A 16774-nucleotide genomic window follows, 5' to 3' on the forward strand; every position below is an offset into this window, starting at 1 on the left:
GGCGAGCGGAGCGATGCGATCCAGCGGCGCCGCGTGCGTGAACCGTGCGCTTCCCCGGATCGCTTCGCTCCGCTCGCCGAGACGGCGACGCCTCGAATGCCAGCCGCCTTTCGGACCGACCATGAACGCACCCGTCGACCCCAAGAAGCTGATCAAGGGCGGCCTCCACGACTGGGAGGTGATCGTCGGCATGGAGATCCACGCCCAGGTGTCCAGCCGGGCGAAGCTGTTCTCCGGCGCCTCGACGGAGTTCGGGGCCGAGCCGAACGACCACGTCTCGCTGGTCGATGCCGCGATGCCCGGGATGCTGCCGGTGATCAACGCCGAGTGCGTCGCCCAGGCGGTGCGCACCGGCCTCGGCCTGAAGGCCAAGATCAACCTGCGCTCCGTGTTCGACCGGAAGAACTACTTCTACCCGGACCTGCCGCAGGGCTACCAGATCTCGCAGTACAAGGACCCGATCGTCGGCGAGGGCGAGGTCCTGGTCGACTTGGCCGACGGCGCGTCGATCACCGTGGGCATCGAGCGCCTGCATCTCGAGCAGGATGCCGGCAAGTCGCTGCACGACCAGGATCCGACCCGGAGCTTCGTCGACCTCAACCGGTCGGGCGTGGCGCTGATGGAGATCGTTTCCCGGCCCGACCTGCGCTCCTCCGAGGAGGCGAAGGCCTACGTCACCAAGCTGCGCACGATCCTGCGGTATCTCGGCACCTGCGACGGTGACATGGAAAAGGGCTCGCTCCGCGCCGACGTGAACGTGTCGGTGCGCCGCCCCGGCGAGCCGCTGGGCACCCGCTGCGAGATCAAGAACGTCAACTCGATCCGCTTCATCGGGCAGGCGATCGAGACCGAGGCGCGGCGCCAGATCGCCATCCTCGAGGACGGCGGCACGATCGACCAGGAGACGCGCCTGTTCGACCCGACCAAGGGCGAGACGCGCTCGATGCGCTCCAAGGAGGAGGCGCACGACTACCGCTACTTCCCCGATCCGGATCTGCTGCCGCTCGAATTCGACCAGGCCTACGTCGACGCCCTCGCCGAGGGGCTGCCCGAACTGCCGGACGCCAAGAAGGCGCGGTTCGTCTCGGCGTTCGGCCTCTCGCCCTACGATGCCGGCGTGCTGGTCGCCGAGCGCGCCTCCGCCGACTACTACGAGGCGGTGGCCAAGGGCCGGGACGGCAAGGCCGCGGCCAACTGGGTGATCAACGAGCTGTTCGGGCGCCTCAACAAGGAGGGCCTGTCCATCGAAGCGACCCCGGTCTCGGCGGATCAGCTCGGCACGATCATCGACCTGATCGGCGAGGGCGTGATCTCCGGCAAGATCGCTAAGGACCTGTTCGAGATCGTCTGGACCGAGGGCGGCGACCCGCGCGCCGTCGTCGAGAGCCGCGGCATGAAGCAGGTGACCGACACGGGCGCCATCGAGGCGGCGGTGGATCAGATCATCGCGGCCAATCCCGACAAGGTCGCGCAGGCCAAGGAGAAGCCGACCCTGCTCGGGTGGTTCGTCGGTCAGACCATGAAGGCCACCGGCGGCAAGGCGAACCCCGCGGCGGTGAACGCGCTGCTCAAGGCGAAGCTCGGGATCGAGTGAGCGTTCCGCGGCGACCGGCCATCCCGCGCGTGGCCTCATCCTGAAGCACCCGCATCAGCGGGCCTCGAGGAGGAGCTACAGGGACGGGGCGACCAGCCAGAGGACTCCGTCGCGGCTCGCCGCGCTCGCACCTCGCCGCGGGGGCGCGAGCGGACGGCACTCACGTCGAAGTCGGCGGATCCGGCGGGCTCGACGGATCCCGTCATCGCCTCGACCACGACGAGATCCCGCCGCGGCGCTGCCGGGCAGGTGGGGCATTCGGATCCTTGGGCGAGAAACCGCGGCGGAACGGCTCGAAGTGGGGCCTTTCGCGCATTCGAAGGCGTGCCATGCGTGGCCGCTTCTGCGCCCCTGGAGCCGCGTCCGTCCGGCTGTCCGTGTTGCGCCGCTAGGTCTCGGGCCGAACCTGTCCATGGACCGTCTAGGCGGCATTCCGCTGCGGTGGAGTCATCCCTGTCTCCTCCAGCTTCCAGCGACCGACACCGCTGCGAAACCTGATCTCATCAAGGTTTCGTGCCGGCCCGTGCCCGCTCTCGCCAAGCACAGTGAGAGACTGCGCCCGTAATCCGGGTCGGTCAATAGCTATTTTCTCGGCAACGGACCTTTTTGCTTCACTTCGCGGCGCCGCCGCGCCGCAGCGCGTGCCGGCTCAAGGACTTGGATCGATCCTGCGGCACTGCGAAATATTGTGTCGCGCGCCAGCGACTTGTCGGCGCCCATATCGTCCTCGATGGGACGGCGGATCCTGCGGTCGACGGCCTCTTCCGTGCCGCCGCGGGTCGTCGCCGCCGGCCGTATCGGACGTGTTGCCTGGCCGACCACGCCGGCGCCGCGCCTGCGGGCGCGGTCGCCCGGGCGACGGTTCAGCGCCGCTCGGCCTCCTGGGCCGGCCCGGCCGCCGGCGTGGTCAGAGCGGAGACGCGGTCGCGCAAGTCCATGAACCAGTTCGGCGCCGGGCCGCGGCCACCATTGACGAACACCGTCGCGGTCATGCCGGCGATGAGCGGGACGCCCGCCGGGACATGGTCGATGCGGATGCGGACCGGCACCCGCTGAGCGAGGCGGACCCAGGTGTAGACCGGGTTTACGTCCGGCAATCCCTGCGTGCTGGCGGCGGCGTTCGCCGTGGAGATGCCGAGCGTGATGCTGTGGACCGTGCCGGTCAGGTGCGGGTCGAAGCCCATCAGCTTCACGTCGGCGCGATCGCCGACGTGAATGTTGGGCATCTTCGTCTCCTCGAAATAGCCGTCGATCCAGAAGGAATCGGTGTCGATTACGCTGATGTTCGAGGTGCCGGTCCGGGCGTAGTCGCCGACGCGCATCAGCAGGTTGGTCACCCGGCCGTTGACGGTGGACTTCACCTGGGTGCGCTCGAGGTTCACCTTGGCCTGCCGCAATTGCGCCTGGGCACTCTCCAGCGACGCCTCGGCGATCTTCGCGGCGCCGGCGAATTGCTGCTTCTCCTCGATCGAGGTCGACACGGTCGTGAGCGCCTGCCGGCGGGCTGACTGGGCGTTCTTCACCTGCAGGTCGGCCTCGCGGTTCTTCACCTCGGCGTCCGCCGAGGTGACCGCGACCTCGAAGTCGACCGGATCGATGACGTAGAGGACGTCGCCCTTGCGGACGGTCTGGTTGTCCTGAACCCGGACCTCGACGATCTGCCCGGCGACCTGGGGCGCGATGTTGGCGACCTGCACCCGGACCGTGCCGTCGCGCGTCCAGGGCGCCGCCACGTAGAATTCCCACACGAAGGCCGCCGCGACGATCGCCGCCAGCAGGATCGCGCCCGTGGCCGCGAGGCGGAACACCTTGGCGGCGCGGCCCCGGCGCGGCACCGCGGGCAGCGGGTCGCTCCGCCCGGGGGCGCTGTCACGGGAGGCGGACTTCGGATCGTCCTCGTCGGCGGTTGTGTCGGGCATCAGATGAACGCGATCAGGAGGGCGAGGACACAGACGTAGAGGCCGGCCTCGGCGAGCGGGGCGTTGGCGACGTAGCGGCTGAAGTGGATGCGGGCGAAGACGAGGCGCAGGACGACCAGGATCACGAAGGCGGCCAGCGCGTAAGCGACGAAGGCCGTGACCAGCACTCCGCCGACATGGATGTCCTCGTGCATGGTGATTCCGGAAGAAGCGGCCGTCAGAATAGCGCGACGTCGAGGCGATGGAGGAATCGCCGGTGGCGGGTGATGGTTCGCGACGCTGTGACGAGGTCGCTGGCGGCGCGGGCCGTCGTCAGCCGCACCGCCCGGTCCTGGCCGGACGCGGCGCGGATCAGCTCGCGCGCCGCCGTCTCGAGGCCGCGATCGTCGCCGGCCGCCAGGGCGTCCCGCGCCCGCGGGATCGCGCCGCGCAGTGCCCCGATCGACCAGAGGCGGCGCAGCTCCGCGTGGGCGCGGGCGGCGGCGGCCTCCAGCCGGGCGAGGGCGAAGGCGTGGTGCAGGTTCGCCCGCCGCACGGCGCCGCTCCCCGAGCTGTAATTCGCGAACTGGAACAGCCGGTCGGCGTTCAGGCTGGTGCGGGTGGTGGCGTCGCCCCCCTGGCCGACGAGGGCGTCGGCGAGCGCGCGCCGCGCCGAATCCAGGGCGAAGACCCGCTGCTGGGCGGGCGTGATCGGCAGGATGAGGCGGACGACGATCGACAGGATTACGGCCGCGACGACCACCAGGAAGGCGTTCAGGAGGAAGGTCAGCGCATCGTACGACTGGGGATTCGAGGGCCCGAGCAGCACGGGGAAGAAGACGATCACGATGAAGCCGATGCCGAAGGTCTTCGGGTTCAGCGACAGGAAGCAGCCGAGGAAGATCACGGGGGCCATCACCATGGCCAGCATCGGGAAGCCCTGGACACCGTTGAGGAGCGCGAACCGGGCGATGCCCGCGAAGGTGGCGGCGAGGGTCATCCCGATGACGACCCCGTTGGCGAACTTCTTCGGATCCGGCGTGACCGACGAGAGCGCCGCGGTGGCGGCCACTTGGACCAGCGCGAAGGAGGCCTGCGGCAGGCCGAGCGCCACGAAGGTGGCGGCGGTTACCGCGAAGCTCAGGGCGACCCGCAGGGCACCGCGCACGGCGACCGGGAAGTCGCGATGGGTCGGCAGCTGGGCGTCGCGCAGCGGCCGGTGGCCGTCGGCGACGGCACGAATGCCGTCCTGCGCGAAGGTCGCGGCGCAGACGAAGTCGAGGGCGCGCTGAAGCACCACCACCTCGTCGAGGGGGCGGGTCCCGTCGCGGATGGCCGTGTCGATCAGGTCGCGCAGGCGCTCGTCGTCGCGGTCGAGGGCGTCGGGATCCGGTGCGTCGGCCACCCGCCGGCAGATCGCCATCGCCTCCGCGACGGCCGGGCTCGGGTTGCGCAGGCCGGCCGCCGCGGCCCCGAGGCTGCGGATCGCGGCCGCCATCACGTAGAGCGCGGCGATGCAGCTGCGCGCGCCGGCCGCGCGGTACCGGCCGTCGTCCAGTTCGCCCGCGATGGCGCTGGCATCGGCCCGCATCGGCGCGATGGCGCGGATCAGCGCGGCGGTGCGCGTGGCGCCGAGGTCGCCCACCGCCAGCGTCTCGCGGGCGTAGCCGCGCGTCTCGTCCCAGGCTTCGCGCAATTGCGGCAGCAGGGCCCGCCACGTGCTCGGCGAGGCGAGGGCGTCGTTGATGAAGGTGATCACGACGATGCCGAGCACGATCACGGCGACGCGGGACACGGCGGCGTCGAAGGTGCCCTGCGGCTCGTCGATCTGACCCAGCGCGATGATCGCCACGGTGTAGCCGGACAGCATCGCGCCGTAGGCCCGCGTGTCTTGCAGGAACTGGGCGACGAAGACGCAGAGGCCGAGCCACACGGTGAAGCTGAGGAGCAGCATTACCCGGTCCTGGCCGAACAGGGCCATGAAGACGAGCGCCACCACGGCGCCGATCAGCGTGCCGAGGAGGCGGTAGACCGCCTTCGAGATCGCCTGCCCGCGCTTGGGCTGGGCGAGGATCGCCACGCAGGTGGCGGCGGACGAGGCGCTGTCGAGCTGGAGCCAGAAGGCGGCGGCCAGTGCCAGCATCATGGCGATCCAGATCCGCAGCGCGAAGGCCCAGGCGGCCGGCTTCGGCACCCAGGCATCGAGGAACGCCACGACGCGGTCGACGAACGGTTCGGCGCGGCGATCCGCGGCGGATGCGGCGGGGGCCTCAGCCATGCCGGACCGGGCGCGGCGCGCTGTCCACCGCCCGTCCGGACGGAGAAGGGTCCGTCATCGCCTCGTGTCTCCCGCCAACGCGCCGCGGATGTCTGAACGAACGGGACGCCCCGCGGTTCTAGCCGGTCAGGCCTTGTCGCCACCTTTCAGGCGCTTGTTGCACTTGCTCCAGAACTGCGGCCATTTCGGCCCCTGCGCGGCCTTCTGCGCGTCGGTGAGGGCGCGCCACTCGGCGCCGCAGGTCTTCTGCCGTTCGCGGGTGGCGGACTGGCCCGGACTCGGCGTCCTGGCGGCCGGCGCCTCGGCGGCGGGCGCCTTCGCGGGTGCCTCCCTGGCCGGCGCGTCCCGGGCGGGCGTATCCTTGGCGGGAGGGTCCTTGGCGGGCGGGTCCTTGACGAGGACCGGAAGGCGGCGAGCAGCGGCACGGACAGGACCGCGATCCTGACGAGACGATCGATCATCGGATGTTCCCCCTCGGGCGACGTACCACGCCCGAGCCGCAATCTCGCCGCTCTCGCGCGGGGCCGGCAAGCCCGCCCCGGCGGCCGACGACAGCTCCGGCGCAGCTTCGCCGAATCGTCGGGCTCCCGGGCCGCTGCCCTTGAGCGCGGCCGGGAAATCGTCTTCACTGCCGGGGTTGTTTGGAAATGGCGGAGGACCACCGCGCCGCCGACGATCGGGTCCAGGAGCAGGCAGAGCATGGCAGCGGTGTCCGGGCGGCCGATCGACGTCCACACATGGAGCACGCCGAACGGCTGGAAGATCCCGATTATGCTGGAGGAGTGCGGGCTGCCCTACCGCATCGTTCCCGTGGACATCGCCAAGAACGAGCAGTTCGCGCCCGATTTCCTGGCGATCTCGCCCAACAACAAGATCCCGGCCATCGTCGACCCGGACGGGCCCGGCGGACAGCCGATCTCCGTCTTCGAATCGGGCGCGATCCTGCAGTATCTCGGCCGGAAGACCGGACAATTCTACCCGGCCGACGAGCGCGCCCGCGTGCAGGTCGACGAGTGGCTGTTCTGGCAGGTGGCGGGATTCGGGCCGATGCTCGGGCAGACGCACCACTTCAAGATCTACGCGCCCGAGAAGGTGCCGTACGCGATCGACCGGTTCACCGCCGAGGCCAAACGCCTGTACGGCGTGCTGGAGCGGCGGCTCGAGGGCCGCGCCTTCCTGGCCGACGAGTACTCCATCGCCGACATCGCGACGTTCACCTGGGCCAAGCTCAACTTCAAGCAGGGCGTCGCCATCGACACCCTGCCGAACGTCGCCCGCTGGCTCGAGAGCATCCTGGCGAGGCCGGCGGTGCAGCGCGGCCTCGCGGCGATCTGACGGGCAATCAGTTCTTGTTGGCGGCCTGCTGGTTCACGTCCGGGACGCGGGTCCAGGTCTGCGACCCGCACAGGATCTTGAGCATGCAGCCCGAGACGTTGAGCTCGGCCTCGTTCTCGCGCTCCAGGCTGACCGTGTAGATCTTGCCTTCCTCGATATTGTAGAGTTCGCCGGTGAACTTCGCGTCGTCCGGCTTCAAGCCATCGATCAGCTGCAGACCGATCACCGGACGGGCACGCTTCTTCGGATCGGGATTCTTGAGGTCGGTGCGCGGGGCGCCGTTGTCGAAGGTCGGCGTCTTGAGCCAGACGACCTTGCCGCAGACCAGCTTCTGGCCGGGTCCGCAGCGATCGATCCGGATCTTGGCGCGACCGTCGCCGGTGAGCCACGTGCCGGACGGGTCCTTGGCGGTGTCGGCGGCGGCGGCGGAGAGGCCGGCGAGAAGCAGGCTGGCGCTGAGAGCGAGGCGCATGGTTCGTCTCCGGTGTTGGGGCGTCCGCGGACGCCCGAGGGGTGGACGAAGTCGGTTGGTGCGCGACTGAGCCGTCGCATTCGGGCGATTTTTCGGCGGTGTTGCGGCAGAGCCACGGCCGCGCTTGTCCCGCCCGGTCCCGCCGCGCGGCTTGAGACACCGGGGGGCGCCCGCTATAAGCCCGGCGCCGAAGCGAAATTCTCGCTGCCGCGGCGTGTCCGGATCGCCGGCGCGCCGCAGATCTTTTCCACAGACAGACCGGACGCACCATGGCCACCGAGCGCACCTTCTCGATCCTGAAGCCCGACGCGACGCGGCGGAACCTGACCGGCGCGGTCAACGCGGTCATCGAGGAGGCCGGCCTGCGCATCGTCGGCCAGCGCCGCATCCGCATGACCAAGGAGCAGGCCGAGAAGTTCTACGAGGTGCACAAGGAGCGCCCGTTCTTCGGCGAGCTCGTGACCTTCATGACCTCCGGCCCGGTGGTGGTTCAGGTCCTCGAGGGCGAGAACGCGGTCGCCAAGTACCGTGAGGTCATGGGCGCCACGAACCCGGCCCAGGCCGCCGAGGGCACGATCCGCAAGAAGTTCGCCGAGTCCGTCGGTGAGAACACCGTCCACGGTTCGGACAGCGCCGAGAACGCCAAGCTCGAGATCGCGCAGTTCTTCAAGGATTCCGACATCGCCGCCTGAGGCGCGGCGCGGTGGCGGGTTGGGCACACCGGCCCGCCATTCGCGCGCCCCGGACCCGGCGCCGCCGGGAATGCCGCCCTGTGTGACCGGGTCGTCCTTGACGGGACAGAGCCCGGAAGCGTCCAACGGCCGAGCTTAGCCAATCTCAGCCCCCGGACGACCCCGACCATGACGATGCGCCGCCTGCCCCTGCTGATCGCGACCGGCCTGATCGCCCTCGGCGCGACCGCCGCCCTCGCGGGCGGATCCTCGGCCCCGTTCCAGCAGTACGAGCCCGACCCGGCCCTCAAGACCGCCAGCAAGACCAATCTCGAAGGCCGCGTGCGCCACGCCTGCACCGTCGTCCAGGCGCGCATGACCAGCGCCACCGAGGCGTCCCTCGAGCGCCCCTGCGGCTGCTACGCCCGTCAGACCCTGCGCAGCCTCGACGCCTCCGAGATCGAGGCCTACCGGACCACCGGCTACTTCAACGACACCGCCCGCGCCAAGGCGCTCTCGGCCCTGGACAGCTGCAAGCTGCAGCGCCCGGTCTGAGCGCCCGAAGGCTCCCGGCTCCGCGCACCGTCCTGGCGCGCGGAGCGCAGCAACCCGTTGAGCAAGACGTCGGCGAGCGTGGCGTTACCGGATAGCTTCGCCCCGCGCGCCAGGACGGAAACGCCCGTGCTGCCGCCCGCTAGACGCTGAACAGCGCGCCGTCCGGCGCCGCGTCGGCGATGACCACGCGCTCGCCCTCCAGGCGGGCGCGGCCGCCCGCCACGAGGGCGAGCACCGCCGGGTAGAGGCGGCGCTCCTGCACGATCACCCGGTCGGCGAGGCTGTCGGGATCGTCGTCCTGGCGGACGGGGATCGCGGCCTGGGCGACGATCGGGCCGGCATCGAGCTCCGGCACGACGAAGTGGACCGTGCAGCCGTGCAGGCGCACGCCCGCGTCCAGCGCCTGCCGGTGGGTGTGCGTGCCCTTGAACAGGGGCAGGAGCGACGGGTGGATGTTGAGCATCCGGCCGGCCCAGGACGCCACGAACTCCGTCGTGAGGATCCGCATGAAACCCGCGAGGCAGACGAGGTCGATCTCGGCCGCCCGCAGCGCCGCGTCGAGGGCGGCGTCGAAGCCGGCCCGGTCGGCGAAGGCCCGGTGATCGATCGCCTGCGTCGGGATGCCAGCCGCGGCCGCCCGGGCGAGGCCGGCGGCCTCCGGGCGGTTCGACAGGACCAGCACGATCTCGGCCGGGAAGGCGGGATCCTTCGCGGCCTCGAGCAGCGCGACCATGTTCGAACCGCGCCCCGAGATCAGGACGGCGACGCGGGTCTTGCGGGCGGCCGCCATCAGAGGGCGAGGCGGCCGGCGAAGGTGACCGGCTCGGGCCCGCGCGCCGTGATCCGCCCGAGGCGGACCGGGGTCTCGCCGGCCCGGGTCAACGCCTCGTCGACGTCGTCGACCGCGTCAGCGGCGGCGATCACCACCATGCCGATCCCGCAGTTGAAGGTGCGCAGCATCTCGGCCTCGGCGACGCCGCCCTCGCGGGCGAGCCAGCCGAAGACCGGCGGCGGAGTCACGGCGTCGAGGTCGACGGCGATGCCGACATCGTCCGGCAGGACCCGCGGGAGATTGTCGGGGAAGCCGCCGCCCGTGATGTGGGCGAGCGCCCGGATCCCGTCGGTGGCCCCCAGAGCCGCGAGGAGCGGCTTCACGTAGATCCGGGTCGGCTCCAGCAGCGCCTCGCCGAGATTCCGGCCCGGGGCGAACGGCGCCGGCGCGTCCCAGCCGAGGCCGGTCTTCGCGACGATCCGGCGCACCAGCGAGAAGCCGTTGGAATGGACGCCGGAGGAGGGCAGGCCGAGCACGACGTCGCCGGGCCGGATGCCGGGCCGCGGCAGCAGCGCGCCGCGCTCGGCGGCGCCGACCGAGAAGCCCGCAAGATCGTAGTCGGACCCGTCGTAGAGGCCCGGCATCTCGGCGGTCTCGCCGCCGATCAGCGCGCAGCCGGCCTGCCGGCAGCCCTCGGCGATGCCGCGCACGATGTCGGCGCCGACGCCCGGCACCAGCTTGCCGGTGGCGTAGTAGTCGAGGAAGAACAGCGGCTCCGCGCCCTGGACGATGATGTCGTTCACGCACATGGCCACGAGGTCGATGCCGATCGTGTCGTGGCGGCCGGTCTCGATGGCGATCTTCACCTTGGTGCCGACGCCGTCGTTGGCCGCGACCAGGATCGGGTCGCGGAAGCCCGCGGCCTTCAGGTCGAACAGGCCTCCGAACCCGCCGATCTCGGCGTCGGCGCCCGGGCGCCGGGTCGAGCGCACCAGCGGCTTGATCGTCTCGACCATGGCGTTGCCGGCATCGATATCGACGCCCGCCGCCGCGTAGGTCAGCCCCGTCTTCGGCTCGTTGCCGTCCTTGGCCGTCATGCCCGCGCCACCTCGTTCTATCCAGGCCCCGCTCTAGCGACTTCGCGCGCGGCGCGCGAGTCGGCACGGCGGCGCCTTGATCGGCGCGCCTCGCATACCCACTCTGCCCGCTGGCGTGGTGTGCTGCGGGGGGAGCGTCATCGTGCGCGCACGGGCTGTGATCGGGCTGGCCGCTGTCGTCGCCCTCGGGTTGATCGTCTACCTCCTCCGGGAGGTGATGCTGCCCTTCGTGGCCGGCATCACGCTCGCCTATCTCCTCGACCCCCTGGCCGACCGGCTGGAGCGGCTCGGCCTCGGGCGTCTGGCGGCGAGCCTGCTGATCCTGGCGCTGTTCGTCGTCGCCCTCGTCGTGACGCTGCTGATCCTGATCCCGCTCACGGCCAACCAGGTCGTGGCGCTCGTCAACGCGCTGCCCGGGATGGTGTCGCGGCTCCAGGCGATCATCGCCGAGCGGTCCGGGACCCTGCTCGAGCGCGTCGGCGGCGCGAACGTCCTCAACGAGCTGCAATCCTCCGTCGGCACGCTCGCCACCCAGGCCGGGACGTGGCTCCTGGCCTTCCTGAAGTCGCTCTGGTCGGGCAGCCAGGCGCTGATCTCGATCGCTTCGCTGCTCGTCGTGACGCCGGTCGTCGCCTTCTACATCCTCGTCGACTGGGACCGGATGGTCGCTGCGATCGACGGCTGGGTACCGCCCCGGCACCGGGCGACGGTGCGCGAGCTGGCGCGCCAGATCGACGGGGCGGTCACCGGATACGTGCGCGGACAGACGCTGGTCTGCCTCATCCTGGGCAGCTTCTACGCCATCGGCCTCTGGCTCGTCGGCCTCAACTTCGGCGTGCTGATCGGCCTGATCGCGGGGTTCCTCACCTTCATCCCCTACGTCGGCACGCTCACCGGCTTCCTGCTCTCGGTGGGCGTCGCGCTGGTCCAGTTCTGGCCCTCCGCCGACTGGCTGCACCTCGGCCTGACCGTCGGCGTGTTCCTCGTCGGCCAGTTCCTGGAGGGGAACGTCATCTCGCCGAAGCTCGTCGGTGATTCCACCGGGCTGCACCCGGTCTGGTTGATGTTCGCGCTGCTGGCCTTCGGGACGCTGTTCGGCTTCGTCGGGCTGCTGCTCGCCGTCCCGATCGCGGCCTCGATCGGCGTTCTGGTCCGGTTCGCCCTGGCCCGCTACCTGGAGAGCCGCCTCTACCACGCGGGCCAGCCGATCCTGATCGAGCACGACGGCAAGACCCCTTCGGCCTTGACCTCCGCGGGCGCGGGATGATCCTGAGCGGCACATGCGCGAGAACGCCCCACCCCGGCAGCTGGCCTTCGACCTGCCGCTCGACCCTCGCTTCGGGCGGGAGGATTTCCTCGTGGGACCGGCCAACGAGGCGGCCTACGCGCTGATCGAGGCGTGGCCGGACTGGCCGGACAGCGTCCTGGTCCTCACCGGACCTTCGGGCAGCGGCAAGAGCCACCTCGCGGCGATCTGGGCCGAGCGCGCCCACGCCTGGACCCTCCCGGCCGCCGAGCTGGGCGGCGACGCGGTCCAGCACCTCGTCTCCAACGGGGCGCTGGTCGTCGAGGACATCGACCGGGCGGAGCGGCTCGACGAGGCGGCGCTGTTCCACCTGCTCAACCGGGCACGCGAGCGACGCTGCCCGGTCCTGCTGACCAGCGCCACGGGCATCGACGCCTTGGGACTCGCGACGCCGGACCTGCGCTCGCGGCTTCGCCTCGCCCCGCGCAGCGCCATCGAGGCGCCGGACGACGCCCTGCTACGTGCCGTGCTGGTCAAGCTGTTCGTGGACCGGCAGCTGGTCGTCGATCTCGGCGTCATCGACGCGCTGGCCCTGCGGATCGACCGGTCGCTGGGTCGCGCCCGGGACGTCGTCGCCGAGCTCGACCGCGACGCCCTCGGGCGCGGTCGGCGGATCAGCCGGCCGCTCGCGCTGGCCGTCCTGCGGCGCATGGGGCTGGAGGACGAGCCCGACCCGACCGGCTGAGCGCGGAATGCGGCAGTCGTCACGAAACCGTCGTGAAGGCCGCCCGTCTAGGGTGATACACGCTCCGCCGCCGCGAGGAGCAGAGACAGGGATCCGGGATGGAATCGACGCAGAAGCCCGTGGACCGCGACGCCGCCGACGAGGCCGCCGAGCCCCGTCGGCGCGCGGCGGCCAATCCGGCGACGCGGCGCGCGCCGGTGGCCCGGCGCGTGCCGGTCGACCCGGCCGGCACGGCGGCCGCGCCGGCGGCCGACGCCAACGACGAGTGGCCGGCCGCCGCGGCCCCGGCGGAGCCGTCGGTCGGGGCGGCCCGTGAGTCGGTTCTGGAAGCGGGGCGGTCCCTGCGTCACACGCCGGAGCGGTTCGTGAACCGCGAGCTGTCCTGGCTTCAGTTCAATCGGCGCGTGCTGGAGGAGGCGTCGAATCCGAACCACCCGCTCCTGGAGCGCCTCCGCTTCCTGTCGATCTCGGCCAACAACCTCGACGAATTCTTCATGGTCCGCGTCGCCGGCCTGATCGATCAGGTCCGGGCCGGGATCACGGTGCCGTCGCAGGACGGCCTGTCGCCGTCGGAGCAGCTGGTCCGGATCGGCGCCGAGGTCTCGCGCCTCGCCGCCGACCAGCAGGCCCGCTGGCGGGAGCTGCGCGAGGAGCTGCACGCGGCCGACATCGACATCGTCGAGCCCGCCGCCCTCACGGCCGAGCAGGCGGCGTGGCTGGAGGAGTACTTCCTCAACCACGTCTTCCCGGTCCTGACGCCGCTGGCGATCGATCCGGCCCACCCGTTCCCGTTCATCCCGAATCTCGGCACCACCATCGCGCTGATGCTGGTTCGGCCGAAGGACGGAAGGCTGCTGCGCGCGCTCATCCGCCTGCCCGGCGTCATCGACCGCTTCGTGCGCCTGCCGGTGACCGAGAGCGAGACCGCGGCGCGGTTGATGCCGATCGAGCAGGTGATCGGGATGTTCACCGGCCGGCTCTTCCCAGGCTACCTCGTGAAGGGCAGCGGCGCGTTCCGCGTGGTCCGCGACTCCGACCTGGAGATCGAGGAGGAGGCCGAAGACCTCGTCCTGCATTTCGAGACCGCGCTAAAGCAGCGCCGCCGCGGCGTCGTGATCCGCCTCGAGGTGGAGGCGGGCATGTCGGAAGATCTGCGCAGCTTCGTCGCCGACGAGCTCGAGATCGCCGCGGACGCGATCTTCCTCGTGGAGGGCATGCTGGCCCTGAACGAGCTGTCCCAGGTCGTCGGCATCGACAGGCCCGACCTGAAGTTCAAGCCCTACAACCCGCGCTTCCCCGAGCGCATCCGCGAGAGCGGCGGCGACGTCTTCGCGGCGATCCGCCAGAAGGACTTCATCGTCCACCACCCCTACGAATCCTTCGACTCGGTGGTGCAGTTCCTGGCCCAGGCCGCGCGCGACCCGAACGTCGTCGCGATCAAGCAGACGCTCTACCGCACCTCGTCGAACTCTCCGATCGTCGCGGCCCTCGCCGAGGCCGCCGAGCTCGGCAAGTCCGTGACCGCCCTCGTGGAGCTGAAGGCGCGGTTCGACGAGGAGGCCAACATCCGCTGGGCGCGCAACCTCGAGAAGGCGGGCGCGCAGGTCGTGTTCGGCTTCGTCGAGCTCAAGACGCACGCCAAGCTGTCGCTGGTGGTCCGACGGGAGGGCGACAAGCTCGTCACCTACTGCCACGTCGGCACCGGCAACTACCACCCGATCACCGCGCGCATCTACACGGACCTGTCGTTCTTCACGGCGGATCCCGCGATCGCGCGGGACGTGTCGCGCATCTTCAACTTCATCACCGGCTACGCCGAGCCGGCCGAGCTGGAGCGCATGGCGGTCTCGCCGCTGACCCTGAAGAACCGCCTCCTGGAGCATATCGAGGCGGAGGTGGCCCACGCGAAGGCCGGGCGCCCGGCCGCGATCTGGATCAAGTGCAACTCCCTAGTCGACGGCCAGATCATCGACGCGCTCTACGACGCCTCGGGAGCCGGCGTTCAGATCGACTGCGTGGTCCGGGGCATCTGCTGCCTGCGCCCGGGCATCCCCGGCCTGTCGGAGACGATCCGGGTGAAGTCGATCGTCGGGCGCTTCCTCGAGCACGGGCGCATCTACGCCTTCGGCAACGGCGTCGGGCTGCCGCACCCCAAGGCCACGGTCTACATCTCCTCGGCCGACCTGATGAGCCGGAACCTCGACCGCCGTGTCGAGGCGCTGCTGCCGATCACGAACCCGACGGTGCATCAGCAGGTGCTCGACCAGATCATGCTGGCCAACCTTCTCGACAACCGTCAGAGCTGGCGGCTCCTCGCTTCGGGCGGCTGCGAACGGATCCAGCCCGCCGAGGGCGAGGAGCCGTTCAATGCCCACAAGTATTTCATGACCAATCCCAGCCTCTCGGGACGCGGCAAGGCCTCGAAGAAGTCGAGCCCGCGGGCCCTCAGCCGACGCGCGCAACGCAGCTGAGTTTCGCCGCGCGCCGTCGCTGGGTTAAACCTCCCGCACGGCGCGCCGGCAGGTGCGCCGGGCTGATGAAGGACTCGGACGTTTGGGCAGCCCTCTTGCCAATCTCACCCTCGCGCGGGACGCGGAGGCGATCGACCGCGCCGCGCACCATCCGGTGGCGATCATCGATATCGGCTCCAACTCGGTCCGCCTCGTCGCGTATGACGGACTGACCCGGGCGCCGACGCCGCTCTACAACGAGAAAGTGCTCTGCGGCCTGGGCCGCAATGTCCTGACGACCGGCCGGCTGAACGAGGAGGCGGTGGCCCGCGCACTCGCCGCCCTGGGTCGTTTCCGGGTGCTGTGCCAGACGATGCGCGTCAGGCAGGTCTTCGTGCTCGCCACCGCGGCGGCGCGGGACGCCGAGAACGGTCCCGACTTCCTCCGCGCCGCCGAGGCGGCCTGCGGTCAGGAGATCCAGCTGCTCTCCGGACGGCGGGAGGCGGAGCTGTCCGCGCTCGGCGTGGTCTCGGGCTTCCACGCGCCGAACGGCGTGGTGGGCGACATGGGCGGCGGCTCCCTCGAACTCGTGGACGTCCGCGGGGCCGTCGTCGGCCAGGGGGTGACCATGCCCCTCGGCGGTCTCGCCCTGCAGGACCTGTCCGGCGGCTCGGTCAAGAAGGCCGCCAAGATCGTCCGCGAGTACATGCGCAAGGCCGCCCCGCAGCTGGAGACCCTGCGCGGGCGGACCTTCTACGCGGTCGGCGGCACGTGGCGGGCGATCGCGCGGCTCCACCAGGCGGCCCGCGGCTACCCCGTCCACGTGATGCACGGCTACGCGGTGGAGCCCACCGACGAGCTCAGCTTCCTGCAGGTCGTCGAGCAGACCGACGTGGCGCTGCTGCAGGACGTCGACGCGATCTCGGAGGCGCGGCGCCCGCTGCTCGCCTACGGAGCCGTCGTGCTGGAGGAGATCATCCGGGTCGGGCGCCCGCGCGAGGTGGCAATCTCGGCATCGGGCGTCCGCGAGGGCCTGCTGTTCGAGCAGCTCGACCGGGACACAAGGCTGGTCGATCCGCTGCTGGCCTCGGCGTCGGAATTCAACGTCCTGCGCGCGCGCTCGCCGCGCCACGGCGAGGAGTTGATCGCCTGGACGGATCGGTTCGTCGCGACCCTGGACGGCCACGAGACCGCCGACGAGCGCCGCCTGCGCCACGCGGGCTGCCTGCTGTCGGATGTCGGCTGGCGGGCGCATCCGGATTACCGCGGCGAGCAGAGCATCGCGGTGATCCAGAACGCCGCCTTCGTGGGCGTGGATCATCCGGGGCGGGCCTATCTCGCCCTGGCGGTGTCCCTGAAACACATCGGCTTGGCGCCTGAGAAGGCGAACGCGATGCTCCGCAGCGTGGCCGGTCCGCGCCTGTTCGAGCGCGCGCGCCTCCTGGGCGCGCTGCTCCGGATCGCCTTCCCGATCTCGGCCGGCATGGACGGCGCGCTCGGACGGGCGCCGCTCACCGTCGAGGATGGCCGCGTGGTGCTGCGTCTGCCGCAGGAGTGGGAGGCCCTGAACGGGGATCGCCTGTTGAACCGTGTTCGCGGCCTCGGGCGCGTTGTCGGCCTCGATGGGCGTGTCGAGATCACGGGCGCCGCCGCCTGAACCG

14 protein-coding genes and 1 pseudogene are annotated in these 16774 nt (G+C 70.9%); 8 read left to right on the forward strand and 7 right to left on the reverse strand.

The annotated features are described in order from the left end of the window. The first annotated feature begins 121 nt into the window (after positions 1-121). Positions 122-1594: an Asp-tRNA(Asn)/Glu-tRNA(Gln) amidotransferase subunit GatB gene (gene gatB, locus J3A75_RS06335; protein ID WP_024831111.1), complete on the forward strand. Its 1473-nt coding sequence runs from the start codon at positions 122-124 to the stop codon at positions 1592-1594. An 863-nt stretch (positions 1595-2457) separates the two neighbouring features. Here gatB and J3A75_RS06340 read toward each other — a convergent pair. From J3A75_RS06340 to J3A75_RS36435, 4 genes and pseudogenes are all read right to left on the reverse strand, one after another. Continuing rightward, a complete protein-coding gene (locus J3A75_RS06340) occupies positions 2458-3513 on the reverse strand; it encodes an HlyD family secretion protein (RefSeq protein ID WP_058606306.1) in 1056 nt (351 codons plus the stop codon). Further along, positions 3513-3707, reverse strand: a complete 195-nt coding sequence (locus J3A75_RS06345; protein WP_012317490.1) for a DUF1656 domain-containing protein — start codon at positions 3705-3707, stop codon at positions 3513-3515. The genes J3A75_RS06340 and J3A75_RS06345 overlap by 1 nt, the downstream gene beginning before the upstream one ends. 23 nt (positions 3708-3730) lie before the next feature. Further along, positions 3731-5770, reverse strand: a complete 2040-nt coding sequence (locus J3A75_RS06350; protein ID WP_209649820.1) for an FUSC family protein — start codon at positions 5768-5770, stop codon at positions 3731-3733. A gap of 126 nt (positions 5771-5896) precedes the next feature. After that, positions 5897-6231: pseudogene (locus tag J3A75_RS36435) on the reverse strand (hypothetical protein). A gap of 238 nt (positions 6232-6469) precedes the next feature. Between J3A75_RS36435 and J3A75_RS06355 the strand changes: the two are divergent. Beyond that, a complete protein-coding gene (locus tag J3A75_RS06355; protein ID WP_012317493.1) occupies positions 6470-7105 on the forward strand; it encodes a glutathione S-transferase N-terminal domain-containing protein in 636 nt (211 codons plus the stop codon). Between the two features lie 7 nt (positions 7106-7112). On the opposite strand, the gene J3A75_RS06360 is transcribed toward J3A75_RS06355, so the two are convergent. Further along, entirely contained in the window at positions 7113-7577 is a 465-nt protein-coding gene (locus J3A75_RS06360) for a DUF2147 domain-containing protein (RefSeq protein WP_012317494.1), read from the reverse strand. 269 nt (positions 7578-7846) lie between these two features. Between J3A75_RS06360 and ndk the strand changes: the two genes are divergently transcribed. Then, positions 7847-8269, forward strand: a complete 423-nt coding sequence (ndk, locus tag J3A75_RS06365) for a nucleoside-diphosphate kinase (RefSeq protein ID WP_012317495.1) — start codon at positions 7847-7849, stop codon at positions 8267-8269. 168 nt (positions 8270-8437) lie between these two features. Continuing rightward, complete coding sequence (locus tag J3A75_RS06370; RefSeq protein ID WP_012317496.1) at positions 8438-8803, forward strand: hypothetical protein; 366 nt, start codon at positions 8438-8440, stop codon at positions 8801-8803. Positions 8804-8942: 139 nt separating this feature from the next. Here the strand turns inward: J3A75_RS06370 and purN are convergent, their stop codons facing one another. Further along, the gene (gene purN / locus J3A75_RS06375; RefSeq protein WP_024831107.1) at positions 8943-9593 is read right to left on the reverse strand and encodes a phosphoribosylglycinamide formyltransferase; all 651 of its coding nucleotides are present in this window, start codon (positions 9591-9593) and stop codon (positions 8943-8945) included. Continuing rightward, positions 9593-10672, reverse strand: a complete 1080-nt coding sequence (gene purM / locus J3A75_RS06380; RefSeq protein ID WP_059408476.1) for a phosphoribosylformylglycinamidine cyclo-ligase — start codon at positions 10670-10672, stop codon at positions 9593-9595. The genes purN and purM overlap by 1 nt, the downstream gene beginning before the upstream one ends. 142 nt (positions 10673-10814) lie before the next feature. On the opposite strand from purM, the gene J3A75_RS06385 reads away from it, so the two are divergent. The 4 genes from J3A75_RS06385 (at position 10815) to ppx (ending at position 16770) form a co-directional block, all read left to right on the forward strand. Then, positions 10815-11939: an AI-2E family transporter gene (locus tag J3A75_RS06385; protein WP_012317499.1), complete on the forward strand. Its 1125-nt coding sequence runs from the start codon at positions 10815-10817 to the stop codon at positions 11937-11939. A gap of 13 nt (positions 11940-11952) precedes the next feature. Next, a complete protein-coding gene (locus J3A75_RS06390; RefSeq protein WP_043073094.1) occupies positions 11953-12663 on the forward strand; it encodes a hypothetical protein in 711 nt (236 codons plus the stop codon). Positions 12664-12761: 98 nt separating this feature from the next. Next, the gene (locus tag J3A75_RS06395) at positions 12762-15134 is read left to right on the forward strand and encodes an RNA degradosome polyphosphate kinase (protein WP_024831104.1); all 2373 of its coding nucleotides are present in this window, start codon (positions 12762-12764) and stop codon (positions 15132-15134) included. An 82-nt stretch (positions 15135-15216) separates the two neighbouring features. After that, on the forward strand, positions 15217-16770 hold the full coding sequence (gene ppx, locus J3A75_RS06400) for an exopolyphosphatase (RefSeq protein ID WP_029358363.1): 1554 nt from the start codon (positions 15217-15219) through the stop codon (positions 16768-16770). Positions 16771-16774: the final 4 nt, after the last annotated feature.

The sequence above is a fragment of the Methylobacterium sp. PvP105 genome (assembly GCF_017876975.1).
GTDB lineage: Bacteria > Pseudomonadota > Alphaproteobacteria > Rhizobiales > Beijerinckiaceae > Methylobacterium > Methylobacterium radiotolerans.